A 23,460-nucleotide genomic window follows, 5' to 3' on the forward strand; every position below is an offset into this window, starting at 1 on the left:
CGGGGGGTGAAACGGATCTGGCGTTCGTCGGTTCCAAATGTCGTGTCAAAATGCGGCTGAAGCGAACCTGAACTTGGGTCATTCCCCGGCGCGAATGAGGCGGAACCTTGACGTTGCATCTTCGCAACAGCGAAATGTCAGTAGCCATTTCTTGCTGCACTGCACACCGCTTGGTGCAAGGAGTCCAGCGTCCTATATTGCGTTCCGGCGGTTCCCACTCCAAGACGAGTCGGCATGCCGAACCGGGCGTTTCGCCACAATGCTGCCCCAAGTGCGAATGCCGTTTAACGCATGCCGGGCCATATTTCGTCGGCGTCGTGTTTTCGGCCCGAAATTGAGGATTGACAGCAGATGAGCAAAGCCATTGCCACGGCCCTGGTGACGGGCGGGGCGAAACGGATCGGCAAGGCAATTGTCGAAGACCTCGCCGGCCATGGTTTCGCCGTCGCCATCCACGCCAATCGCTCGCATGACGAGGCGGATGCCTTGGCCGCCGGGATCAATCAATCTGGCGGCCGCGCCACCGTGGTTGGAGCGGACCTGACCGACATGAACGCCGTCAGCGGCCTCGTCGGCCAGGCGGAGGCCGCGCTTGGGCCGGTCTCGCTGTTGGTCAACAATGCCTCGCTCTTCGTCGATGATTCTGTCGATGATTTCGACTGGCAGGCCTGGGACCGCCATTTTGCCATCCATGTGAAAACGCCGGCGCTGTTGGCGCAGCATTTCGCTCGCGCCTTGCCGGAAGGGCGCGAGGGGCTGATCGTCAACATCATCGATCAGCGCGTCTGGCGGCCGACGCCACGCTACTTCTCCTATGCGCTGTCGAAGTCGGCTTTGTGGACGCAGACGCAGATGCTGGCGCAGGCGCTCGGCCCGCGCATTCGTGTCAACGCGATCGGTCCTGGCCCGACGCTGAAGAATGTGCGCCAGGACGATGCCGATTTCGACGCACAGCTCGCCGGCCTGATCCTGAAGCGCGGCCCGGAATTGCCGGAATTCGGCGCCACCATTCGCTATCTCTGGGATGCACGCTCCGTCACCGGTCAGATGATCGCGCTCGATGGCGGCCAGCATCTTGCATGGCAGACGCCGGATGTGACAGGCATGACGGAATGAGTCCTTTAGACCAAAAGAACAAGCCGCGCGGCGGCGCCGATGACCTGCCTCCCGAAATCGACCTCGAGGATGAGGCGCTGGAGGAAATCGTCGAACCGACAGGCCCGGACGTCGCCTTCACGGCCATCGACTGGACGCCGCATGCCGGCGATGCCGAAGGCATGGTTGGTGCCGAGGTGATCCAGACCCTGGTCAAGCGGCTGCCCAACGCGCCCGGCGTCTACCGCATGATGAACGCCGCCGGCGACGTGCTCTATGTCGGCAAGGCGCGCAGCCTGAAGAAGCGCGTCACCAACTACGCGCAGGGCCGGTTCCACACCAACCGCATCGGTCGCATGGTGCGCGAGACGTCGACGATGGAATTCGTCGTCACCCGCACCGAGATCGAGGCGCTGCTCCTCGAAGCCAATCTTATCAAGCGCTTGCGGCCACGATTCAACGTGCTGATGCGCGACGACAAGTCGTTTCCCTATATCCTTTTGACCGGCGACCACGTCTCGCCCGGCATCTACAAGCATCGTGGCGCGCGGTCGCGAAAGGGCGACTATTTCGGCCCCTTTGCTTCGGCCGGAGCCGTCGGCCGCACCATCAATTCGCTGCAGCGCGCCTTCCTGCTGCGCAGTTGCACCAATTCGTTCTACGAGAACCGCACGCGGCCGTGCCTGCTCTACCAGATCAAACGCTGCGCCGGCCCCTGCACCGGCGAAATCTCGCATGAGGGTTATGCCGAGCTGGTCGCCGAGGCCAAGGATTTCTTGTCCGGCCGCAGCCAGAAGGTGAAGACCGAGATTTCGGCCGCCATGCAGCAGGCATCCGAGGACCTCGATTTCGAACGTGCCGCCATCTATCGCGACCGGCTGGCCGCCCTGTCGCATGTGCAGAGCCATCAAGGCATCAACCCGGCGACCGTCGACGAGGCCGATGTCTTCGCCATCCATCAGGAAGGCGGGCAGGTCTGCATCCAGGTGTTCTTCTTCCGCACCGGCCAGAACTGGGGCAACCGCGCCTATTTCCCGAAAGCCGATCCTGCCCTGGAAGCGGCCGAGGTATTGGGCTCGTTCCTGGCGCAGTTCTATGACGACAAGCCGACGCCGCGGAACATTCTGCTGTCGCACAGCGTCGAGGACCAGGAATTGCTGGCCGAGGCACTCTCCACCCGCGCCGGCCGCAAGGTTGCGATCTCTGTGCCGCAGCGTGGCGAAAAGAAGGACCTGACCGACAACGCCTTGCAGAACGCCCGTGAGGCGCTGGGCCGCAGGCTGGCCGAAACCTCGACGCAAGGCCGGCTGCTTGCCGGTTTCGCCGAGACCTTCGGCCTGGCCAAGCCGCCGGTGCGCATCGAGGTGTACGACAACTCGCACATCATGGGCACCAATGCGGTCGGCGCCATGGTTGTCGCGGGACCGGAAGGGTTTGTGAAAAACCAGTATCGGAAATTCAACATTCGCTCGACCGAGATCACGCCGGGCGACGATTTCGGCATGATGCGCGAGGTGATGGAGCGGCGTTTTTCGCGACTGCTCAAGGAGCATGGCGATGCCGCGCCCGACGATGCGGCCTCGGCGGAAGCAGGGGATGATATCGAAGACGATATCTCCGGCAGCTTCCCGGCCTGGCCCGACGTCATCCTGATCGACGGCGGCCAGGGCCAGATGACGGCGGTGCGCAAGATTCTCGCCGATCTCGGCATCGAGGACCGCGTCGTGGCGATCGGCATCGCCAAGGGCCAGGACCGCGACGCCGGCCGCGAGCGTTTTTTCGTCAAGGGCAGGGATTCTTTTTCGCTGCCGGTGCGCGACCCCGTGCTCTATTTCGTCCAGCGGCTGCGCGACGAGGTCCATCGCTTCGCCATCGGCTCGCACCGGGCGCGGCGCAAGAAGGAGATGGTCAAAAGTCCGCTCGACGAGATCGCCGGCATCGGCCCCGGTCGCAAGCGCGCGCTGCTGCTGGCATTCGGCACCGCCAAGGCCGTCAGCCGTGCCGCGATCGAGGATCTGAGGAAAGTCGACGGTATTTCCGAACAGGTCGCCAAACTGGTCTACAATCATTTTCACGAAAGTTGAAAAATTCGGCACTTTCAGCTGGCCAGTCGAATCTGGCCTGTTGACCCCCTACATTGCCTTCTGATTTGAGTACGCAGGCAGAAAGAGTCTACCAGATATGGCCCAGCGCGCGTTCAACCTGCCCAACATGCTGACCTACGCCCGCATCATCGCGGTGCCGCTGGTGGTGCTGTGCTTTTTTCTCGAAGGCCATCTGAAATCAAGCGACTTCGCCCGCTGGTCGGCGCTGGTCATTTTCCTGCTTGCGTCCGTCACCGATTATTTCGACGGCTATTTTGCGCGCGCCTGGCAGCAGACCTCAAACATCGGCAAGATGCTCGACCCGATCGCCGACAAGCTACTGGTCGCGACGTGCCTTTTGCTGCTGGCGGCCGACACCGATCGCCATGCCGGCATTGCCGGCTGGTCGCTGTGGGCGGCCATCATCATCCTGTGCCGCGAGATCCTGGTTTCTGGCCTGCGCGAATATCTGGCGGCGCTCAAGGTCTCGGTGCCGGTGACGCAGCTTGCCAAGTGGAAGACCACCATCCAGATGGTCGCCATCGCCTTCCTGCTGGCGGGGCCGGCCGGCGACAAGATCTTCCCGCTGACGACACAGACGGGCCTTGTGCTGCTGTGGATCGCCGCACTCGTCACGCTCTACACCGGCTACGACTATTTCCGCGCCGGCCTCAAGCACATCATGGACGAGTGAAATGACGACCCGCCTCATCTATTTTGCCTGGGTGCGCGAACGGATCGGCATGCCTGAAGAGGATGTCGAATTGCCCGCCGGCATCGAGACGGTCGCCGACCTCTTGCGCTGGCTGCAATCGCGCGGCGAGGGCTACGAACACGCGCTGCAATATCCCGACGTTATCCGCGTTGCCATCAACCAGGAACATGTCGACCACCGCGAAAAGATATCGGGCGCACGCGAGATCGCGCTATTCCCGCCGATGACCGGGGGCTGACACCGTGTCGGCCGTCCTGGCGCCGACCGTGCGCATCCAGCGAGAGGATTTCGACGTCGCCGCCGAGATCGCCGGACTGACGCAAGGCCGCACCGACATCGGCGCGGTGGTTTCTTTCTCCGGCCTCTGCCGCGATGAGCAGGGCGCGCTATCGGCACTGGAGCTCGAACATTATCCTGGGATGGCGGAGGCCGAGATCGGCCGTATCGCAGCCGAGGCGGTTGAGCGCTGGCCGCTGCAAGGCCTCACTGTCATCCACCGCCATGGCAAGATTCGTCCGGGCGAGAAAATCGTGCTGGTGGTGGCCGCCTCGGCCCATCGCCAGGCCGCGTTCGAGGCGGCGAACTTTCTCATGGATTACCTCAAATCGCGCGCGCCCTTCTGGAAGAAGGAGCACCGCGCCGATGGTTCCGAAGGTGGCTGGGTCGAGGCCAAGGAAACCGACGCCCAGGCGGCAAAGCGCTGGAAGTCACCGTCCGAATAAATCCCGTCGCAGCCATGTATTGACCGCAATCCTTTGGCCAATTGAGCGCACTTGGTCAGCCCAGGACATTGGCAGCCCGGGGCAAGGGAGGTGGTCATGCTGGACAGGCTCTCGGAGTTCTTCGTCTTCGGTCTCGTGCCTCTGGTGATCGGCATCTTGGCGGTGCCGGAACTGTCCGTGGCCGCTGAAAAGGCGGTGAGGGGCGAGGTGATCTATCGCGAGCGCATCGCCCTGCCGCCCAGCGCCGTGCTTTCCGTCCAGCTTGCGGATGTTTCGCTGGCCGATGCGCCAGCCAGGATCATCGGCGAGCAGACGGTCAGGCCCACCGGCCAGGTGCCGATCAGCTTCGAGATCAAGTTCGATCCGTCGGTGATCCGGTCGCAGATGACCTATGCGTTGCAGGCGCGGATCACCGTTGACGGCAAGTTGATGTTCATTTCCGATATGCGCCATCAGGTCGATCCGCTGACCGACGCGCCGCAGACCATCATGCTGAAGATGGTGGCGCCAGGCACCGGGCCGGCGGCCGCTTCCGTCTTTGGCCAGCTCTGGGTGGTCGACTATGTCGATGGCATTGGCGCCATCACCGCGCCGCAGGCGACGTTCCGGGTCAGCGAGGCCGGCAAGGCCGGCGGCAGCGGCCCCTGCAACACCTATTTCGCCACCGCCAAAGTCGATGGCCAGGCGATCGCCATCAGCGACATCGGCTCGACCTACAAGGCCTGCGCGCCGGAGGTGATGGCGGAGGAAAAGGCCTTGCTCGACGCCCTGGCCAAGGCGACGTCATACAAGGTCGATGCCGGCAAGCTCACCATATCAGGCAAGGACGGCCGCGAAATCCTGCGCTTCAGCGCCGCGAGTTAAGCTCTACGAGTTCGGCTCGAACACGGCCCCATAATGATAGCGCGGCACCTCGGCCAACTTGGCAGGCCTTAGACCGCCCACTTCGAGACCTGATCGACCCAGAACAAAAAAGGCCGGCGAAGTGCCGGCCTTTTGCATGAGATTTCGCAGCGTCGGTTCAGCCGACGATCTCGGTGTCCGAGAACCAGTACTTGATCTCCTGCGCGGCGGTTTCCGGCGCGTCGGAGCCGTGCACCGAATTCTCGCCGATCGACAGCGCGTGCACCTTGCGGATGGTGCCTTCGGCGGCGTTGGCCGGGTTGGTGGCGCCCATCACTTCGCGGTTCCTGGCAATGGCGTTCTCGCCTTCCAGCACCTGCACGATCGTCGGTGCCGACGACATGAACTCGACCAGCTCGCCGAAGAAAGGACGGTCCTTGTGGACGGCGTAGAAGCCTTCCGCCTCGCGGCGGCTCATCCAGACGCGGCGCGAAGCGATGACGCGCAGGCCGGCGTCTTCGAGCATCTTGGTGATGGCGCCGGTGAGGTTGCGCCGGGTTGCGTCCGGCTTGATCATGGAAAAGGTGCGTTCGAGCGCCATGGGTCGTCCTTGTCTGAGAATGGAATTGAGAGTGGCGGGCTCTATACAAGCCGCCCGGAGCCAGAGCAAGGGGGGCGGAACGCTGCGCGCTTGCGGTCAGGCCGGCGAGCCGGGAGACGACATCAGATGGCTGCACAGCAACGCTTTGCTTGCTATAGTCACGCGTCGGCGCCGCGCTGAAGTCGGCCCGAATGGAGACAACATGACCATGGCAGACGATCGTCAGGAGCGCATTCGCAACCGCGCACATCAGATCTGGCAGGAAGAGGGGCAACCGGCCGGTCACCACGAACGCCATTGGCACCAGGCGGCCGCCGACATCGAGCGGGAGGACGCGGGCAAGCCGCCGGCAGCCAAGAAGCCGGCCAAGAAGGCATCTGGCGCCAGCAAGGCCAAAGCCGCCCCCAAGGAAGAAAAGACCGCCGCGAAGGCCAGCAAGCCGAAGACCAGCAAGCCAAAGAAGGCGGCCAAGTAAGGCCCGTTATCCCGACGCTGATTTTCGCCACGGATTGACGGCGCATCCAAGCTGCCTTGCGGGCAGGGCAGGCGCTTGCGGCCGTCAGGCCGCTGCGGCAACCTTTCGTCCCAGCCCGCCATGCAGGTCGAGGCAACGCGCGAACCATTGCGCCACGACGTCGCTGTCTTCAAGCAACTGGTAGGGCGTGGCGATGCGCGCCCATTGCAGCGCGCCGAAGACGATGTAGTCCGCAAACAGCGGCGAGGAGCCGCCGATGAAAGGCTGGTAGCCCAGCATCGAGCGCAGCGGCTCGAGCGAAGCCCGAAACGCCGCCAGGCCGGCATCGCGCGCCGCGACGACATCTTCCAGCTGCTTGCCGAAGCGCCGCTCCCGGCTCTGCCGGAAATACGCGGCGTTCTCTTCGTCCTGCATGGCGTGGAGGTCGACGAGCGCCGCGGTGGTGACGTAGGGATGGATGGTCAATTGCGACCAGCGCTCGATGAAGCGCGCCATCGCCTTGCCGCCTTCGCCGCCAAACAGCGTCGGCCGGTCCGGATAGGTTTCCTCGAGATAGAGCGCTATGGCGAAGGAATCGATGACGACCTTGTCGCCGTCGCGGATCACTGGAACGGTTTTCGAGGCGCCGCCCTCGATGGTAGGCACCTCGAGAAAACGCGTCGGCTCGGTCGAGATGTCGAGCCTTTTGTGGGCCAGCGCCATCGTCGCCTTCCAGCAATGCGGACTGAACGGACGGCGCTCGTCACGCCCGACGAGCTCATAAAGCAGAATGGTCATTGGCGCGGGTCTCTTTGCGGTCTAGGTATCGCTCGCGACACCCCGAAACGGGGCGGCGGGAGAAAAGATGAAACAGCACTTCATGATGTTTGCGGCGTATAATCAATGGGCCAATGGCCGCATCTATGATGCCGCCGCGGACCTCGATGAAGAGGAATTCAATCGCGACGTCGGCGCCTTCTTCGGCTCGCTGATGGGCACCCTCAACCATCTGCTTGCCGCCGATCGCATCTGGATGAAGCGCTTCACCGGCGAGGGCGACGCGCCGACGGCGCTGGATACCATACTGCATCGTGCCTTGCCCAAGCTGAGGACGGCGCGCGAGGCGGAGGACCGGCGGATCATCGACTGGCTCTCTGGCTTGAGCGACAAGGCGCTGTCGGGCCGCTTCACCTATATGACGCTTTCGGACATGCGCACCGTCTCGCAGCGCCTTGCGCCGGCGCTGGCGCATGTCTTCAACCACCAGACACATCACCGCGGCCAGGCGCATATGATCCTGACGGTTCTGGGCCGTCCCTCCGTGCCGCTCGATCTGGCGCATTTCCAGCGTACCGAAGAGGGCAGGGCTTTCGCCTGATCCAGGCGAGCGGCCTGCGCCGGCTACCGCCGCATCTTCCGCAGAAGCATGGCCTTCACGTCAGGCCATTCGGAATCGATGATGCTGAACCGCACGGAATTGCGTTTCCGGCCGTCCGGCATGATCCGCTCATTGCGAACGATCCCTTCCTGCTTTGCCCCTATCCGCAGAATGGCCGCTCTCGATGCGTCATTGAGTTCATCGGTGGTGAACTGCACCCGCACACACGCCATGACCTCGAAGGCATGGGCCAGGAGAAGGTACTTTGCCTCGGTATTGACCCCTGATCGCTGAACCGAAGCGCTGAGCCACGTGTGCCCAATCTCCAATTTTCTGTTCATGCGATCGATCTTCCAGAACCGCGTGCTCCCGCAGATCGCTCCCGTGCCGCGCAGGATGATTGTAAAAGGCATGACGGTCCCGGCCCGTCGTCCAGCCAGAGCGCTGGCCACATAGTCATCGATCGTGGCTGGCCCCGGAACCACGGTGGCCGGCAGGTTCCACAGCTCACCGTCCGCGGCTGCATACAGAAGGCCCTGCGAATGTCCCGGCTGTAACGGCTTGAGTTCAACAATTTTTCCGACCAGGGTCGGTTGCATGGATTGGACGTCCATTAACCGTTGGTCCTCAATTTTCTGACCGGCGGTCATTGGGGGACAATTGGGCGCTGATGCGAATTTCAGACAGCTTCGGTAGCCAGGTCGAGGGCTTCACTGTCCAATTGGCTTTGCGTCAAAGCCGCTTCCGCCATGACCCATTGTTTGAACAGCAGCACCTTGCGTGCGGCAAGGCACTTGTTGGGAGAGACGAAATACCAACCGGCGGTATTCGGATGATGGACGGCAAAGGGGGCGACCAGCCTTTCGGCGCGAATGTCGCTGGCCATATAGGCCCGGTTTGCCACCGCAAAGCCCATTCCGGCATTGGCGGCCTCATAGGACATCATGCAAGAGTCGAAATAGATGCTTTTGGTCTCGCTGAGCACGAAGCTGGCGCCGGCGAAACCAAGCCAGGCTTGCCAGTTCTGGGTGCAGGTGTCGGAATGCAGCAGCGTGAAGTGCCTGAGGTCGTCGGGCGTCACCTTTGACATCGGCTTGTCGCCGAGAACCTCATGGAACAGTTTGCGGCTGCATACCGGTGTCAGGTCTTCCCGAAACAGCAGGTCGGATGGCAGCCCGTTGAAATGGCCGTCGCCATAGCGGATTTCGAGATCGAAATCGGAGGCCGTGAAGTCATGCGTCGCGTAGGAGGTCGAAACCCGCATCACGATATCGGGATGTTGCCGTTGGAACTCCGGCAGGCGCGGAAACAGCCAGCGCGCGGCGAAGGTCGGCAGCACGGATATCTTCAGCACATGTTCCTGCGATTGCCCGGTCGCTTCCATGCTGGCGGCGACGATCCGCTCCAGCGCCTCGCGGACACGCGAGACATAGGTCTCGCCTTCCGGCGTCAACGACACCGCATTGCCGCCGCGCTGGAAAATCTTGAAGCGCAGCTGATCCTCTAGGCTCTTGACGCGCTGGCTGACCGCTGAAGCGGTGATGAACTGCTCCTCGCCGGCTCGCGTGAAATTCCCGTGGCGCGCAGCACTCTCCACGATTTTCAGCGAATTGAGGTTGACCTGACTGAGCAAACGCACGGGCTTCGACCTTAAGCTGGGCTTACACTAGCACCAGCATTCCTAATTTTACAGGGGGGGCTAATTTAATCGACTGTTAACCAAGTGTTTGCCCCCCACTTGGAGAAGTACAATGAACGCACATACCATCCCCGAACTGCGCTATGCGATGAGCCGTGAGGCCATTATCGGCCACGAAACCGCTTGGAAGGTGTCGAGTTTCGGCGTTGCACAGTATCTGCATGGCTATGATCCGGCACTGCTCGCCGCAATCGAGGAGGCCGCCCTGAAGCTCAAGGACAGCCATGCCGTGCACAAGCACCTCGACCTGACCTTCATCACGGGCGCCGACCGTTTCATCCCTGAAATCAAGGAGTTGCTGCACGACAAGCTGCGCCTGGAGCGGCTGTCCGACATGATGGGCACGAAGCTGGAGCCCTATCCGCTGTCAATCGTCGGCTCGACCGTCACCTTCATGAATCCCAGGGACGGCGCCGTCGAATGGCATTGCGACGGCGTTCCGGTCACCGAGCTCATTCCCTTGTCGATCAGCAATCCACTGGTCGGCGGCCATCTCGAAATCTATTGCGACGATTCCGAGACCGGCCGCGCCATCCTCGAATCCGGCCGCGAGATCCCGCGCAACCGTATCATGCGCATCGATCACAAGATGAAATACGCGACACTCGGACAGTTCCTTGGCGTCCTGCACCGCACCGCCCCGATCCAGTATGGCGAGCGCGTCACCCTGGTGCTCAACCAGCGTTCGGTGGCCAAGCCCTATGTCGACGACAACCGCATGTTCTATCTTGCCGCCGACAACGATCACGACCGCGAGTGGGTCAACGAATTGGCCGACGACGTCTGGACCAACCAGTTGCCGGCCTATCGCCGATTCGAGGCGGAGCATCCGACGCCCGCCCCGGTCGCCGAAGCACAGGTTTCGGGCGGAGCCAGGGAATCATGGTAATGAACCATGATCCCGGAAAGTGGGAGCCGGTCTTCGGGCGAGATCATGGTCCAACACAGGGATAGAGCCCCAGGCCGATTGTTTCGGCATGGAACAGGTTCGATATCCGCGCTGGTCTTTGCTGCCGGGGCGGTGGCTTTGTGGTCGACCAATGCCTTGGTCGGCAAGTCCCTGCTGGCAGCCCATTCGGTGTCGCAAGTGCAGTTCCTGCAATTTGCGGGAGCTGCACTGGTCTTCGCCTTGATCCGGTTCATGAGCCGTGAGGCAACCCCATCGGCCGCGCCCCGGGGCGCAGCCGCGGCGCTTGCCGTCGGCTTCATCGGCCTGGTCGGCACCATGGTGCTGCAATACATCGCCTTCGCCTCGATGCCGGTGATCGAAGCCAACCTCGTGGCCTATACCTGGCCCTTGATGGTCGCCGCGGCAGTGATCGCCTTCGAAAGCCCTCGGCGTCCGGCCCTGCTGGGTCTTGCCGCGGTCCTTGGATTTGTCGGCGTCGCGCTGGTGATTTCGGGAGGGCGCGAGAGCAGCTGGTTCCAGGGCGATCTCGTTGGCTATTTCGCCGCGTTCGGGTCCGCGCTGTGCATGGCTTTCTATTCGGTGATGGTGGGACGGCTCGCCGCTTCGCCCGATCGCCTGCTGCTGCCCTCGTCGCTGGTCGGCGTCGCCTTGACGCTTTTGTGGTCCGCTGGCGAAGGCGTCGCCTGGCCCTCCGGCGTCGATCTCGCCCTGGGACTCTATCTCGGCGCCGGCCCGATGGGGCTGGGTTATTACTTCTGGTCGCGCGCCTTGAAGCTCGAAGGCAGCGGCAAGGTCGCGGTCGTCGCCTATCTCACGCCGATCGCGTCGACGTTGCTGCTGACCCTGTCCGGTGAACGGTTGACGACGACCGCCATTGCCGGCGCAGTCCTCGTCGTCGGCAGTTGTATCGCGGTCGGTCTGGAGCGCTCGGAGGCGCAAGACTATGTTTGACGACAATGAACGTCTCGCCAGGCAGGAAGCACATTGGCTGATCAAGGAATTTGGCGCCGAAGCACCGCTTTACGCGGCGATGAAGGCCGAAAAGGCGATTGAGCAGAAGGATTTCGGGCGTTGTGCCCGTTGGCGGCGTATTCTTGAGATATTGGCCGATGCCCGGACAACCAAGTCTGCTGCTTCCAAGTATTAGATTTTCTAATTTGCGCGGCGTCGATTTCCCATAAAAATAGTTGACGCCAAGTCTTGATTCGTTTTGGCGCTTGGCGCCCGCTGGGGGACGCGGTTAAAGAGATACATCGACGAAAGTCTTCGCTGGGGTGGATGACTTTCTCGCAAATAGGGTGAAAGAATTGTCAAATATCGAGGATAAGACCGTTATAGAGCTAACGGCCGATATTGTCTCGGCCTATGTCGGCAACAATCCACTTCCAGCTTCCGGCCTGCCTGACCTGATTGCCAGCGTCAGCGCTTCGGTTCGAAAACTGGCTGGCGCGGTCGTCGTGGAAAGCCCGAGCCTGGTTCCGGCCGTAAACCCGAAAAAGTCGGTGTTTCCCGACTACATCATCTGCCTGGAGGACGGAAAGAAGTTCAAGTCGCTCAAGCGACACCTCAGGACAGACTATGGTTTGAGTCCGGACGACTATCGGGCCAAATGGGGCTTGCCACCGGATTACCCGATGGTCGCTCCGAATTACTCGGCGACCCGGTCGGCGCTGGCAAAGTCGACTGGGCTTGGCCGCAAGCCGGCAGCAGCGCCGGCCGCCGTGGCGAAGGGAAGCAAGCGCAAGGCGGCTGGCTAGTCGCGAAGCCCGCCCACGGCCAACCAACTAGAACCCGGAAAGCGGTTCAGCGCTTCCGGGTTCAACGCCTTATCTGCGGCTGATCATGCAGAACCACGTTCAGTAACGAACTGTGGACCACGAGTTTTCCATTGTATTCGATGAAGCCAAGGTCGCGGAACTTGTTCATGAAGTAGCTGACCCTCGGTCGCGTTGTGCCGATCATTTCGGCAAGCGTCTCCTGGCTGACCTTGCCGAGAATGGGTTCAGGCTTTCCTTCCTTGCCGAAATTTGCCAGCAGGAGGAGTGCGCGTGCCAGGCGCTTTTCACTCGAATTGAAAAGCTGATCGACCAGGTCCTCTTCGACGCGGATGGTTCGTGTCAGAAGGTGGGCGATGAACATTTCCGAAAAGGCCGGCTCGTCGTGAATGACGCGCATGATCGCCTTCTTGTCTAGTTGCATGATCTCGCAATCGGTCATCGCAACCGCCGTTGCCATGCGCCGCGTCTGACCGGCCATGCAACCTTCGCCGAAGAAATCGCCGGTCCCCATTATGGCGACGACAGCTTCCTTTCCCTGCTCGGACAGGACACTGATTTTGACCTGGCCCGCATTGAGGTAGAAGACCGAAGCAGCGACGTCGCCCTGCGAGAATATCTTCTGGTTGGGTCCATAGTGTGTGATCGTGCGCCCGAGATCGGCTTTCGCCAGAAAGGCCTTCGGATCGAACGGCTGATCTGATTTTCCTTCCATCAATGACCCCACCCACTCACAAGCTTGGATTTTATCATGATGCTGACGAGGCTTCAGCCTCGATGAAAACAGAATCCAATATCTCGCGGGACCGGTCAATATTGACCAGACTCGGCTCGCCGCGAAGGCTATCCAAATGCGGTCGGCGCCATTCGGCTCTTCCTCCCCCGATCTTTTGGCGTCTTGACGAGTCCCTGGCCGGGGCTTTTGTCAGGCAAGGCATGCCCGCCACAGTGTCCCGAATGGTTGGGAGGTCGGCTTGCGATGCGGTTTGACGTCGATGCTAGCGAGACGTCGCTGCAATTCCCTTTGCCAGGGTTCCCTGGAATGCAACTTCCTCCCGCAATGTGTCGGCAATTTCCGTCAAACTGTGTCCCGCCTCGGGATGGGCGTCGAGCAACAGGCTGGCAACGGCTGCTACGTCCAGCCTGCGCCGACGCCGCTGGGCGTTGGAAACGACGTCCGCGATCTTGAGCGCCAACGGAAGCGTGGGCATCCTCGAATCTCCATGCCGCCTTGGTTCATTCGGGCCCTGATGGTTTCCGCAGACCCGGTTTTCCGATTGTTGCTGAGCCGTTTCCTTTGCCATGCTGAAAAATCCCCGGCCGGGGTTCCTGCTGTCGTAACCAAACGTGGTTGGGGGGCAGTCCGGTTTCGTCAGCTTGTAAAGCGTAGGACGCACGTCGAGCGCCCGTCTGTTCAATATTGACCACCCCGGCGCGGACAGTGTGGGACGATAGACTTTGCCTTTAGCCTTCGAGGACTTTCCGGCGATGAGCGCTGGCGCGTCTCGCGATCAGGCCTGTGCGGTCTGCTTCGGCGGTCGTCGAGGACAGGCACGAATTTCGCGGACAAGGCTACCAGTTCGCCTCGCCGTTCCTGACCGTGTTTCGGGCCTTGTACGGCCAACTGGCCCGCAAGGTCTTGCGAAGCGTTGATGTCCAGTGCAAAAGCGCGGCCATGCTTGTAATCAACGACCTTTCGCTCCGCATGGCCGGGCGCCTGCTTCTCGACCACGCCTCGCTGACCTTGCCGGCCGGCACCAAGGCCGGCCTTGTCGGTCGCAACGGCACGGGCAAGACCACGCTGTTCAAGGCCATCACCGGAGACTTTCCCTCCGAGACCGGTTCGATCAGCCTGCCGAAGAACACACGCATCGGCCAGGTCGCGCAGGAAGCGCCGGGAACCGAGGAGCCGCTGATCGAGATCGTGCTCAAGGCCGACCTCGAACGCACGGCGCTGCTCGAAGAGGAAAAGACGGCGACCGATCCGCACCGCATCGCCGACATCCACATGCGGCTGGCCGACATCGACGCGCATTCGGCCGAGTCCCGCGCGGCCACCATTCTCGCCGGCCTCGGCTTCGACGACGCGGCGCAGCGCCGGCCGGCCTCGTCCTTCTCCGGCGGCTGGCGCATGCGCGTGGCATTGGCCGCGGTGCTGTTTTCGGAGCCGGATCTGCTGCTGCTCGACGAGCCGACCAACTATCTCGACCTCGAAGGCACGCTGTGGCTGGAAAACTACGTGTCGAAATACCCGCACACCGTGCTTCTGATCTCGCACGATCGCGACCTGCTCAACCGCGCCGTCAACTCGATCGTTCATCTCGACCAGAAGAAGCTGACTTTCTGGCGCGGCGGCTACGACCAGTTCGAGCGCCAGTACAGCGAGCAGAAGGAATTGCAGGAAAAAGGCCGCGTCAAACAGGAAGCCGCCCGCAAGCACATGGAGTCCTTCGTCGAGCGCTTCCGCGCCAAGGCGTCCAAGGCCAGACAGGCGCAGTCGCGCATCAAGGCTCTGGAAAAGATGAAGCCGATCGCGGCGATCGTGAACGATTCGGTGCGGCCGTTCTCATTTCCGGAACCGGTCAAGACCGTGGCCTCGCCGATCGTGGCGCTGAACAACGTCAATGTCGGCTATACCGAAGGCCAGCCGATCCTCAAGAAGATGACGCTGCGCATCGATGCCGACGACCGCATCGCGCTGCTCGGCGCCAACGGCAACGGCAAGTCGACCTTCGCCAAATTGCTGTCGGGCAGGCTGAAACAGGAGAGCGGCACGATGACGGTGGCGCCCGGGCTGAAGGTCGCGATCTTCGCCCAGCACCAGCTCGACGATCTCAGACCGGAGGAAAACGCCTATGAGCATGTCCGCCGGCTGATGCCGGAGGCGCCGGAATCCAAGGTGCGCGGCCGCGTCGCCCAGTTCGGCCTGACGACCGAGAAGATGAACACGCCTGCGAAGGACCTGTCCGGCGGCGAGAAGGCGCGGCTGTTGATGGGCCTGTCGGCCTTCGAGGGGCCGAACCTGTTCATCCTCGACGAACCGACCAACCATCTCGACATCGACAGCCGTGAATCGCTGATCCATGCGCTCAACGAATTTCCCGGCGCTGTCATCCTGATCTCGCACGATCGCCATCTCCTGGAGGCGACCGCCGACCGGCTGTGGCTCGTCAAGGATGGCGCGGTCAATCCTTATGATGGCGATCTTGAGGACTACAAGACGCTGGTCACCGGCGTGTCCGGCGACCGCCGCGGCAAGCGCGAGGCCGACAAGGCGTCAAAAGCGGACCGCCGTCGCGATGCAGCCGCACGCCGCGCTGCCTTCGAACCGCTAGCCAAGGAAATCCGCGCCACCGAGGCGCTGATGGACCGACTGCGCAAGCGCATCGACGGCATCGAGGACGAACTGGCCAATCCGGCGATCTACGAAAAGGATCCCTCGACCGCGACCCGCCTGGCCAAGGAGCGCTCGCAGTTGGCGCAACAGCTTGCCGGCCACGAGGAAAAATGGCTGACCATGTCGGCCGAGTATGAGGAAGGCACGGCGGAGTAGGGGCGTTCTCCAGGGGGAGAAGGGGAAGCTGCCCCTACCGAGCGGTTCAATTCCGTCGGTAAATTAGGCGATGCGATGCGCGGGAAATAGCACTCTGAGAGCCATTGATGTCCAAGGAATCATGGATCGAGGCCGGCAAGATACTGGCGGTTGACCTCAAAGCTGTCGTCAAATGCCCCGACTGTGGCGAGGCGGAACTGACGGTTTTCGACACTCCAGCAGGCGCAACCCATATCGAGCGGCACATGCGTTGTCCGGGATGCGGTGGCTACAATGCGCTCCTCAAGCGCATTGATGGTGTATAACTGGCCCTACACGCCACGTTCGGAACCAGCTAGACATGCCCCCATGAACCAGCACGCCAAGCTTCGCATTGGCCATTCGGCCTGTCCGCATGATTGCCCGTCCACCTGCGCGCTCGAGGTCGAGTTGCTCGACGGCAACCGCATTGGCCGCGTCCATGGCGCCAAGGCCAACACCTACACATCCGGGGTCGTCTGCGCCAAAGTCGCGCGCTATGCCGACCGTGTCCACCACCCCGACCGCTTGCTGAAGCCGCTGATCCGCGCCGGCGCCAAGGGCGACGGCGTCTGGCAGGAAGCGAGCTGGGAGGCGGCTCTCGACCTCGTGGCCGAAAAATTCATCGCGGCCGAGGCGAAATATGGCTCGGAGACGGTGTGGCCCTATTACTATGCCGGCACGATGGGGCTGGTGCAGCGCGACGGCATCGACCGGCTGCGCCATGCCAAGAAATATTCAGGCTTCTTCGGCTCGATCTGCACCAATCTCGCCTGGACCGGCTGGATGATGGGGGCGGGCGCCTTGCGTGGGCCCGACCCGCGCGAAATGGCGAAATCCGACTGCGTGGTGATCTGGGGTACCAATGCCGTGGTCACCCAGGTCAATGTGATGACCCATGCCATCAAGGCGCGCAAGGAACGCGGCGCTAAGATCGTCGTCGTCGACGTCTATGAAAACGCGACCATGAAGCAGGCCGACATGGGCCTTGTGCTGAAGCCTGGCACCGACGGCGCGCTGGCCTGCGCGGTCATGCATGTGCTGTTCAGGGAAGGCCTTGCCGACCGCGCCTATCTCGAAAAATACACCGACGACCCGAAGGGCCTGGAAGCGCATCTTCGCACCCGAACCCCTGAATGGGCCGCCGAGATCACGGGTTTGTCGGTGATCGAGATCGAGGCCTTTGCCCGCCTCGTTGGCACGACCAGGAAAACCTATTTCCGCCTCGGCTACGGCTTTGCCCGCCAGCGCAACGGCGCCGTCAACATGCATGCCGCCTCCTGCATCGCCGCGGTCACCGGCAGCTGGCAGTATGAGGGCGGCGGCGCCTTCCATTCGAATTCCGGCATCTTCAAGCTCAACCAGGAGGTGCTGGAAGGCACCAGGATGCGCGATCCCTCGATCCGTTATCTCGACCATTCACGCATCGGCCCTGTGCTGACCGGCGCCAGCGACGCGCTCTATGGCGGGCCGCCGGTGACGGCGATGCTGATCCAGAACACCAACCCGGTGAATGTCGCGCCCGAGCAGCGGCTGGTGAAACAGGGTTTTTTGCGCGACGACCTGTTTTCCTGCGTGCATGAGCAGTTCATGACCGATACGGCCAGGCTTGCCGATGTCGTGCTGCCGGCGACGATGTTTCTCGAGCACGACGACGTCTACAAGGGCGGCGGCAACCAGCACATCACGCTGGGACCGAAGCTGATCGAGCCGCCGGAAGGTCCGCGCACCAACCATTTCGTCATCGAGCAGCTGGCCGAGCGCCTGGGGGTCGCCGACCGCCCGGGTTTCGGCCTCACCGAACAGCAACATATCGACATCATTCTCGGCAAGCGCGGACTGGGCGGCTTCGACAGCTTGAAAGAGCAGAAATGGGTTGATCTGCAGCCGGATTTCGAGACCGCGCATTTCATCAAGGGGTTTGGTCATGCGGATGGGAAATTCCGCTTCCGCGCCGACTGGACCGGTCAGGCGGCTCCCAACCGGCCGCCGAAGAGCATGGGCCTGTTCGGGCCGGTTGAACGGCTGCCCGAGTTTCCCGACCATGTCGATCTGATCGAGGTGGCCGACGAGGCACATCCGTTCCGGCTGACGACCTCGCCGGCGCGCAACTTCCTTAACTCGACCTTTGCCGAAACGCCGGTGTCGAAGGAAAAGGAAGGCAGGCCGGCACTGCTCCTGCATCCCGACGATGCGGCCGACCTTGGGCTTGCCGACGGCGACCGTGTCGAGGTCGGCAACCAGCGCGGCGACCTGGTTCTGCACGCGAAATTCTTCGATGGCATCAAGCGCGGCGTGGTGATCGCCGAAGGCATCTGGCCGAATAGCGCGCATGAGCGCGGCGAGGGCATCAATGTGCTGACCGGCGCCGACGCGCCCGCGCCCTATGGCGGCGCTGCCTTCCACGACAACAAGGTCTGGCTGCGCAAGGCGGACGAACTGGCGGTCTAGCCGATCTCAATCCTTGGCAACTGGCCCAACCAGCAGAGGTCGCAACGGCCAACTCGCCCCGTTATTGAGGACGTTCTCTGCATCGGGGAGGATGTCGATGACAGGCGCGATCTCGCTTCTGGGAATACCGCATGACGGGAACTCGTCCTACCTGCGCGGCCCGGCCGAGGCGCCGGCGCTGATCAGGCGGGAGCTGCATTCCGATGCCCACAGCTCGTGGAGCGAAACCGGCTTCGATCTGACGGATCGCTTCCTCGACCATGGCGACATCGACTTTGCGGGCGGCGGCGACCCTTGGGAACGGATCGAAAGTGAGGTAGGACGCGCGCTGGATGCCGGCCATCCGCTGATCAGCCTGGGTGGCGACCACGCCATTGCCTGGCCGATCCTTCGTGCCGTGCGGCGGCGCCACCCCAGCCTGACGATCGTCCAGATCGATGCACACCCCGACATCTATCCTGCCTATCAGGGCAATTTGCGCTCGCACACCTCGTCCTTCGCCCGCATCATGGAGGAGCGGTTGGCCGACCGGCTGATCCAGATCGGCCTGCGCACCCTCAACGACGACCTTCGCGACCAGATCAGGCGCTTCGGCATCGAGGTGGTCGAGGCGCGCCATGTCAGCGAGGGCCTGCGGCTCGGCCTCACAACACCAGTCTATATCTCGATGGATCTCGACGGGCTCGACCCCGCCTTTGCACCCGGCGTCTCGCACCGCGAGCCGGGTGGGCTGTCGACCCGGCAGGTCATCAGCCTCATTCAAGGCATCGACCAGCCGATCGTGGCCGCCGACATTGTCGAATACAATCCGCGCCAGGATCTCTCCAACATGACGGCGCTTGTCGCCGCCAAGCTGACGAAAGAGATCGCCGGCATGATGCTGAAGACTACACAGGGATAGGCAGACCGCGGATCACACCGGCAGGATTTCGGATGCCTTTTTCCGGTTCAGCCGGTGCCTTATGTCGTCGGCGATCGCCTGGGCTTCGATCCCGATCTCGCGCAGCAATCCGGTGACGGCATTGTGGAAACCGATGAGGTAGAGGCCGAGATCCGAAGCTTTGGGGGTAACGCCGCTGCGGTCCGGCTGGATGCCGGGTTCGAGGATTTTGGCATAGCCCGGCCGGTAGCCGGTGGCGAAGATGATCGCGTCGAATTCGCCGTGTTTGCCGTCGGCAAAACGCGCACCGCGTTGCGAAATCTCGGCGATATCGGGCGCAACCTTGATCGCGCCTTCGCGGATCTTGCCGATGGTGCCCACGTCGATCACCGGAATGCGTGACGCAATCGCGATCTGTTCCAGCAACCCCTGTCCCGGCCGTCTGAGCCCGTATTTTTCCAGCCTGCCCAGCACCAGGTCGAGAATGACCGGGAAAAGAAGATCGTTGAGGCGTCGTGGACCGAGGCGTGTCGCCATGCCGACCATCTGGATGGGCACGCCGAACAGTTCGCGCGGCACGATATGAACGCCGCCGCGCACGGAAATCGTCGGCTGTGCGCCATTTTCCACCAGATCGAGCGCAATCTCCGCACCGGTGTTGCCCATGCCGACGACGAGCACCGACTGACCGGCGAAAGGCGTGGCATTGCGATAGTCGGCGCTGTGCAGCGTCTTGCCGGCGAAGGTGTCGATGCCGGCAAATCCAGGCCGCAAGGGCTCGGCATTGTAGCCTGACGCAATCACCACATGCTTGGCGCGCAACGGGCCGGATGGCGCGTCCACACGCCAGCCGCGACCGTCCTGGGCAACCGCTTTCACCGTTTCTCCAAAGCGGGGCTTGAGGTCGAAGCGTTGCGCATAGGCATCGAGATAATCGACGAAGAGAGCGCGCGGCACATAGCGCGGATAGTGTTTGGGAAAGGGCACGAAGGGCAGCGACGAATAGCGCTTGGTCGTGTGCAGGTGGACGCGCTCGTAATGGCGTCGCCAGGCAGGCGCGGCCTGCTGCTCTTTTTCGAGGATGATGAAGTCGACGCCGGCCTGCCGCAGGCATGCGGCGACGGCAAGGCCCGCCGGCCCGGCACCGATGATCGCTACTGATGTGGTGTCGTCCAAGTGCGCCTCCCGGCTCGATTCGCGTCTTTCAGAATGTCAAAAGCATGGCGGGGCGGACTGGAGCCTACCTGCCGGCAAGCTCAATCCGGCAACGGCACCGTCAGCCCGACCTTGACGCGGTCCATGGCCACGAAGGTACGGAATTTCCGGACATTGTTGCTGCCGAAGAACAGTTTTCGCGTCAGCGCCTCATAGGCGCCCATGTCGGCCACGGTGATGACGAGGATGAAGTCGGCCTCGCCGGTGACGTAATAGCATTGCTGCACTTCAGGCGTTTGCGAGAACTGCCGCTTGGCCGCGTCGATCAATTCGGTGCGCTCGCTCTCCAGTTCCACCTCGACGAAGATGGTGATGGGCTGGCCGACCGCCGAGGGTTCGATGATTGCCACATTGCTTGCAATGACGCCGGCCTGCTCCATGCGCTTGATGCGGCGCTGCACCGCCGGCGCCGACAGGTTCACCGCTTCGCCGATCAGCCGCTGCGGCGTCGTGTTGTCGCGCTGCAAGATGGCAAGGATGGCGAGATCGAAACTGTCGAGCGAGGGCGATGATGGAGGCAATGGCGGTATCCCGGTGAAACAAACTTGCATTTCGCAGGCCCAATTACAGCGCTCTTTGCGCCTGTCCTGCAATATGGTCTCGCTGACTGCCGAGGAGGCCGCCCAGTGTTCCTGCCCAATCGCAATGCCTTGCATGGTAAGCCGCTTGATGCGGCCGATGCCGAAACCCTTGGGATTGCTGGCGCCGACACGGTCGAGCGCTTTCTCGCCCATCGCGACAATCACGCGATGACACCGCTGCATGCGCTGCCGGCGCTGGCCAGGGAATCCGGAGTTGGTGCCATCCACGTCAAGGATGAGGGCTTTCGTCTCGGCCTGGGCAGCTTCAAGGCGCTGGGTGGCGCCTATGCCGTCTTCCGCCTTGTGCTGGAAGAGGCAGGCAAGCGCCTTGGCCGCCCCGTCGATGTCGAGGATCTCGATCGGGCCGATGTTCGCTCGGTCGCCGCGAAGATGACTTTTGCCTGCGCCACCGACGGCAATCACGGCCGATCGGTCGCGCAAGGCGCCGAGCTTGCCGGCGCCAGGGCCGTGATCTTTGTCCATGCCGGCGTCAGCGACGAGCGGATCTCGGCAATCGCCCGCTACGGCGCCGAGATGGTTCGCGTCGACGGCAATTATGACGATTCGGTCAGGCAAGCGGCGCAGGTCGCGGCCGAGAAGGGCTGGACCGTGGTGTCGGATACGTCGTGGCCGGGCTATGAACGCATCCCCGGCCTGGTCATGCAGGGCTATACGGCGATCGTGCGCGAAGCGCTACGCCAGCTCATCGAACCGCCGACCCACGTCTTCGTCCAGGCCGGCGTCGGCGGAATTGCCGCCGCGGTGGCCGGCCATCTCGCCATTGTGCTCGGCGATGCCAGGCCGACCTTCATCGTCGTCGAGCCGGCACGCGCGGCCTGCATTGTCGCGGCTGCCGAGGCAGGGCATGTGGTCAAGGTGGCGCACGGCCAGCCGACAGTCATGGCCATGCTTGAATGCTATGAGGCGTCACGAGTCGCCTGGCGTGTGCTGGCGCGCGCCGCCGATGCCTTCATGACCGTGGACGAGGACGACGCCGTCGCGGTGATGCGGCGGCTGGCCCGGCCATCCGGCGGCGATCCGCTGATCGTTGCCGGCGAGAGCGGCGGTGTCGGCCTTGCCGGACTGATCCGGGCGGTGGCCGAAAACAGGACCGATCTAGGCCTCGACGGCAAATCCCGCGTGCTGGTGATCAACACCGAAGGCGCCACCGACCCGCATCGCTATGCAGAACTGGTCGGCATGAGCCCGGCCGATGTGCTGGCCGGCAGGTTGGCTGCCGAGGCAACGCCATGATCGCGGTCGATGCACAGCGTCTGCTTGGCCGCATCCGCGAACTCGGCGCCGTTGGCCGCGACGGCGAGCGCAGGCTGACCCGGCTGGCCGCCTCCGACACCGACAGGCAGGGCCGCGACCTCTTCGTCGGCTGGCTGCGGCAGGCGGGGCTCGATGTTGCCATCGACCGCATCGGCAACATTTTCGGCATCTGGCAAAGTGCCGGCAATGCAGGCGAGGCGCCGCTGCTCATCGGCTCTCACATCGACACCGTCATCGACGCCGGCATCTATGATGGCTGCTACGGCGTGCTCGCCGGGCTGGAGGTGATCGAGACGCTGAAAGCCTCGGGCCTCCGGCCGTCGCGCCCGCTCGCCGTCGCCGCCTTCACCAATGAGGAGGGCGTGCGCTTCTCTCCCGACATGATGGGGTCGCTGGTCCTTGCCGGCGGCGTCGATGTCGAGGCGGCACTCGCCGCTGTCGGCACCGACGGCAGCACGCTTGGGCAGGAACTCGCCCGCATCGGCTACGCCGGCGACCGCGAGCCGGGTTTCCTCAAACCGCACCTCTATGTCGAACTGCATATCGAACAGGGGCCGGTCCTGGAGCGCGAAGGCATTCCGATCGGCGCGGTGGAAACCCTGCAAGGCATCTCCTGGCAGCGCGTCACTCTCGACGGCGTCGCCAACCATGCCGGCACCACGCCGATGTCGATGCGCTGCGACGCTGGATATGCCGCGGCACGCGTGGTCACTTTCCTGCATGACCTTGCCGGGGCCTCCAACGCGCCGACCGTTGCCACCGTCGGCACGATGCGCTTCGAGCCGAATGCCATCAACGTCATCCCATCGCGCGCCGTCTTCACCGTCGATCTGCGCGACCCTGACGAGCAGCGCCTGCAGGCGCAGGAGGCGGCGCTGGCCGCCTTTCTGGAGCGACTCGCCGCCGAGGGCATCACCGTATCGGTCGAGCGGCTGGCCCGCTTCGAACCGGTTATCTTCGACGGGCAGGTCGTCGAACTGATCGAGGCCGCCGCCAGGAAGCGCGGGCTCGCCTCGCGGCGCATGACCTCGGGCGCCGGCCATGACGCGCAGATGATCGCGCGCATCGCGCCGGCGGCGATGATCTTCGTGCCGAGCGCCGGCGGCATCAGCCACAGCCCGCGCGAGCACACCGAGGATGCCGAGCTTGTTGCCGGCGCCAACATCCTGCTTGATGTCGTCGCTGAACTCGCCGAACTCGAGGGCTGAAGA

General features: G+C 62.9%; 26 protein-coding genes. 18 read left to right on the forward strand and 8 right to left on the reverse strand.

Annotated elements, in window-relative coordinates:
* The first annotated feature begins 351 nt into the window (after positions 1–351).
* The 6 genes from QQK95_RS08615 to QQK95_RS08640 all read left to right on the forward strand — a co-directional run bounded on the left by QQK95_RS08615 (position 352) and on the right by QQK95_RS08640 (position 5,480).
* On the forward strand, positions 352–1,116 hold the full coding sequence (locus QQK95_RS08615) for an SDR family oxidoreductase (protein ID WP_284271057.1): 765 nt from the start codon (positions 352–354) through the stop codon (positions 1,114–1,116).
* The gene (gene uvrC / locus QQK95_RS08620; RefSeq protein WP_284271058.1) at positions 1,113–3,179 is read left to right on the forward strand and encodes an excinuclease ABC subunit UvrC; all 2,067 of its coding nucleotides are present in this window, start codon (positions 1,113–1,115) and stop codon (positions 3,177–3,179) included. Before QQK95_RS08615 ends, uvrC begins: the two co-directional genes overlap by 4 nt.
* Positions 3,180–3,276: 97 nt before the next feature.
* Positions 3,277–3,873 (forward strand): CDP-diacylglycerol--glycerol-3-phosphate 3-phosphatidyltransferase, encoded by a 597-nt coding sequence (gene pgsA, locus QQK95_RS08625; RefSeq protein ID WP_010915213.1) that lies wholly within the window; start codon positions 3,277–3,279, stop codon positions 3,871–3,873.
* Position 3,874: 1 nt separating this feature from the next.
* A complete protein-coding gene (moaD, locus tag QQK95_RS08630) occupies positions 3,875–4,132 on the forward strand; it encodes a molybdopterin converting factor subunit 1 (protein WP_143976459.1) in 258 nt (85 codons plus the stop codon).
* 4 nt (positions 4,133–4,136) lie between these two features.
* The gene (locus QQK95_RS08635; RefSeq protein WP_284271059.1) at positions 4,137–4,616 is read left to right on the forward strand and encodes a molybdenum cofactor biosynthesis protein MoaE; all 480 of its coding nucleotides are present in this window, start codon (positions 4,137–4,139) and stop codon (positions 4,614–4,616) included.
* Between the two features lie 96 nt (positions 4,617–4,712).
* Positions 4,713–5,480 carry a YbaY family lipoprotein gene (locus QQK95_RS08640; protein ID WP_284271060.1) on the forward strand — a complete coding sequence of 256 codons (768 nt, stop codon included), beginning with the start codon at positions 4,713–4,715 and terminating at the stop codon, positions 5,478–5,480.
* Between the two features lie 157 nt (positions 5,481–5,637).
* Here the strand turns inward: QQK95_RS08640 and ndk are convergent, their stop codons facing one another.
* A complete protein-coding gene (gene ndk, locus QQK95_RS08645) occupies positions 5,638–6,060 on the reverse strand; it encodes a nucleoside-diphosphate kinase (protein WP_010915217.1) in 423 nt (140 codons plus the stop codon).
* Between the two features lie 202 nt (positions 6,061–6,262).
* Between ndk and QQK95_RS08650 the strand changes: the two genes are divergently transcribed.
* On the forward strand, positions 6,263–6,535 hold the full coding sequence (locus tag QQK95_RS08650; RefSeq protein WP_284271061.1) for a DUF2934 domain-containing protein: 273 nt from the start codon (positions 6,263–6,265) through the stop codon (positions 6,533–6,535).
* Between the two features lie 84 nt (positions 6,536–6,619).
* On the opposite strand, the gene QQK95_RS08655 is transcribed toward QQK95_RS08650, so the two are convergent.
* Positions 6,620–7,312, reverse strand: coding sequence for a glutathione S-transferase family protein (locus QQK95_RS08655; RefSeq protein ID WP_284271062.1), 693 nt, complete (start codon positions 7,310–7,312; stop codon positions 6,620–6,622).
* A gap of 67 nt (positions 7,313–7,379) precedes the next feature.
* On the opposite strand from QQK95_RS08655, the gene QQK95_RS08660 reads away from it, so the two are divergent.
* On the forward strand, positions 7,380–7,892 hold the full coding sequence (locus QQK95_RS08660; protein WP_284271063.1) for a DinB family protein: 513 nt from the start codon (positions 7,380–7,382) through the stop codon (positions 7,890–7,892).
* Between the two features lie 23 nt (positions 7,893–7,915).
* On the opposite strand, the gene QQK95_RS08665 is transcribed toward QQK95_RS08660, so the two are convergent.
* A complete protein-coding gene (locus QQK95_RS08665) occupies positions 7,916–8,491 on the reverse strand; it encodes a GNAT family N-acetyltransferase (protein WP_284271065.1) in 576 nt (191 codons plus the stop codon).
* A gap of 80 nt (positions 8,492–8,571) precedes the next feature.
* The gene (locus QQK95_RS08670; RefSeq protein ID WP_284271066.1) at positions 8,572–9,531 is read right to left on the reverse strand and encodes a LysR substrate-binding domain-containing protein; all 960 of its coding nucleotides are present in this window, start codon (positions 9,529–9,531) and stop codon (positions 8,572–8,574) included.
* Positions 9,532–9,643: 112 nt separating this feature from the next.
* On the opposite strand from QQK95_RS08670, the gene QQK95_RS08675 reads away from it, so the two are divergent.
* The 4 genes from QQK95_RS08675 to QQK95_RS08690 all read left to right on the forward strand — a co-directional run bounded on the left by QQK95_RS08675 (position 9,644) and on the right by QQK95_RS08690 (position 12,258).
* Positions 9,644–10,480 carry a hypothetical protein gene (locus QQK95_RS08675; RefSeq protein ID WP_284271067.1) on the forward strand — a complete coding sequence of 279 codons (837 nt, stop codon included), beginning with the start codon at positions 9,644–9,646 and terminating at the stop codon, positions 10,478–10,480.
* A 45-nt stretch (positions 10,481–10,525) separates the two neighbouring features.
* Positions 10,526–11,452, forward strand: a complete 927-nt coding sequence (locus QQK95_RS08680) for a DMT family transporter (RefSeq protein ID WP_284271068.1) — start codon at positions 10,526–10,528, stop codon at positions 11,450–11,452.
* Positions 11,445–11,648, forward strand: a complete 204-nt coding sequence (locus QQK95_RS08685; RefSeq protein WP_010915223.1) for a hypothetical protein — start codon at positions 11,445–11,447, stop codon at positions 11,646–11,648. Before QQK95_RS08680 ends, QQK95_RS08685 begins: the two co-directional genes overlap by 8 nt.
* Before the next feature lie 160 nt (positions 11,649–11,808).
* Positions 11,809–12,258: a Ros/MucR family transcriptional regulator gene (locus QQK95_RS08690; protein ID WP_284271470.1), complete on the forward strand. Its 450-nt coding sequence runs from the start codon at positions 11,809–11,811 to the stop codon at positions 12,256–12,258.
* 61 nt (positions 12,259–12,319) lie between these two features.
* On the opposite strand, the gene QQK95_RS08695 is transcribed toward QQK95_RS08690, so the two are convergent.
* Positions 12,320–12,991 carry a Crp/Fnr family transcriptional regulator gene (locus QQK95_RS08695; RefSeq protein WP_284271472.1) on the reverse strand — a complete coding sequence of 224 codons (672 nt, stop codon included), beginning with the start codon at positions 12,989–12,991 and terminating at the stop codon, positions 12,320–12,322.
* A gap of 283 nt (positions 12,992–13,274) precedes the next feature.
* Positions 13,275–13,487 carry a hypothetical protein gene (locus QQK95_RS08700; RefSeq protein ID WP_284271069.1) on the reverse strand — a complete coding sequence of 71 codons (213 nt, stop codon included), beginning with the start codon at positions 13,485–13,487 and terminating at the stop codon, positions 13,275–13,277.
* 464 nt (positions 13,488–13,951) lie between these two features.
* Between QQK95_RS08700 and QQK95_RS08705 the strand changes: the two genes are divergently transcribed.
* From QQK95_RS08705 to QQK95_RS08720, 4 genes are all read left to right on the forward strand, one after another.
* Complete coding sequence (locus QQK95_RS08705) at positions 13,952–15,829, forward strand: ABC-F family ATP-binding cassette domain-containing protein (RefSeq protein WP_284271070.1); 1,878 nt, start codon at positions 13,952–13,954, stop codon at positions 15,827–15,829.
* Positions 15,830–15,936: 107 nt separating this feature from the next.
* On the forward strand, positions 15,937–16,134 hold the full coding sequence (locus tag QQK95_RS08710; RefSeq protein ID WP_284271071.1) for a hypothetical protein: 198 nt from the start codon (positions 15,937–15,939) through the stop codon (positions 16,132–16,134).
* A gap of 43 nt (positions 16,135–16,177) precedes the next feature.
* Entirely contained in the window at positions 16,178–18,298 is a 2,121-nt protein-coding gene (locus QQK95_RS08715) for a molybdopterin-containing oxidoreductase family protein (RefSeq protein WP_284271072.1), read from the forward strand.
* Between the two features lie 97 nt (positions 18,299–18,395).
* Positions 18,396–19,199, forward strand: a complete 804-nt coding sequence (locus QQK95_RS08720; protein WP_284271073.1) for an agmatinase family protein — start codon at positions 18,396–18,398, stop codon at positions 19,197–19,199.
* Positions 19,200–19,211: 12 nt separating this feature from the next.
* On the opposite strand, the gene QQK95_RS08725 is transcribed toward QQK95_RS08720, so the two are convergent.
* Both QQK95_RS08725 and QQK95_RS08730 read right to left on the reverse strand, forming a co-directional pair.
* Complete coding sequence (locus QQK95_RS08725) at positions 19,212–20,354, reverse strand: flavin-containing monooxygenase (protein ID WP_284271074.1); 1,143 nt, start codon at positions 20,352–20,354, stop codon at positions 19,212–19,214.
* An 80-nt stretch (positions 20,355–20,434) separates the two neighbouring features.
* On the reverse strand, positions 20,435–20,914 hold the full coding sequence (locus QQK95_RS08730) for an Lrp/AsnC family transcriptional regulator (protein WP_284271075.1): 480 nt from the start codon (positions 20,912–20,914) through the stop codon (positions 20,435–20,437).
* Positions 20,915–21,019: 105 nt separating this feature from the next.
* Here QQK95_RS08730 and QQK95_RS08735 point away from each other — a divergent pair, with 105 nt between their 5' ends.
* Both QQK95_RS08735 and QQK95_RS08740 read left to right on the forward strand, forming a co-directional pair.
* On the forward strand, positions 21,020–22,228 hold the full coding sequence (locus QQK95_RS08735; protein ID WP_284271076.1) for a diaminopropionate ammonia-lyase: 1,209 nt from the start codon (positions 21,020–21,022) through the stop codon (positions 22,226–22,228).
* Complete coding sequence (locus QQK95_RS08740; protein WP_284271077.1) at positions 22,225–23,457, forward strand: Zn-dependent hydrolase; 1,233 nt, start codon at positions 22,225–22,227, stop codon at positions 23,455–23,457. Before QQK95_RS08735 ends, QQK95_RS08740 begins: the two co-directional genes overlap by 4 nt.
* Positions 23,458–23,460: the final 3 nt, after the last annotated feature.

Source organism: Mesorhizobium huakuii (assembly GCF_030160235.1).
Lineage (GTDB): Bacteria > Pseudomonadota > Alphaproteobacteria > Rhizobiales > Rhizobiaceae > Mesorhizobium > Mesorhizobium huakuii.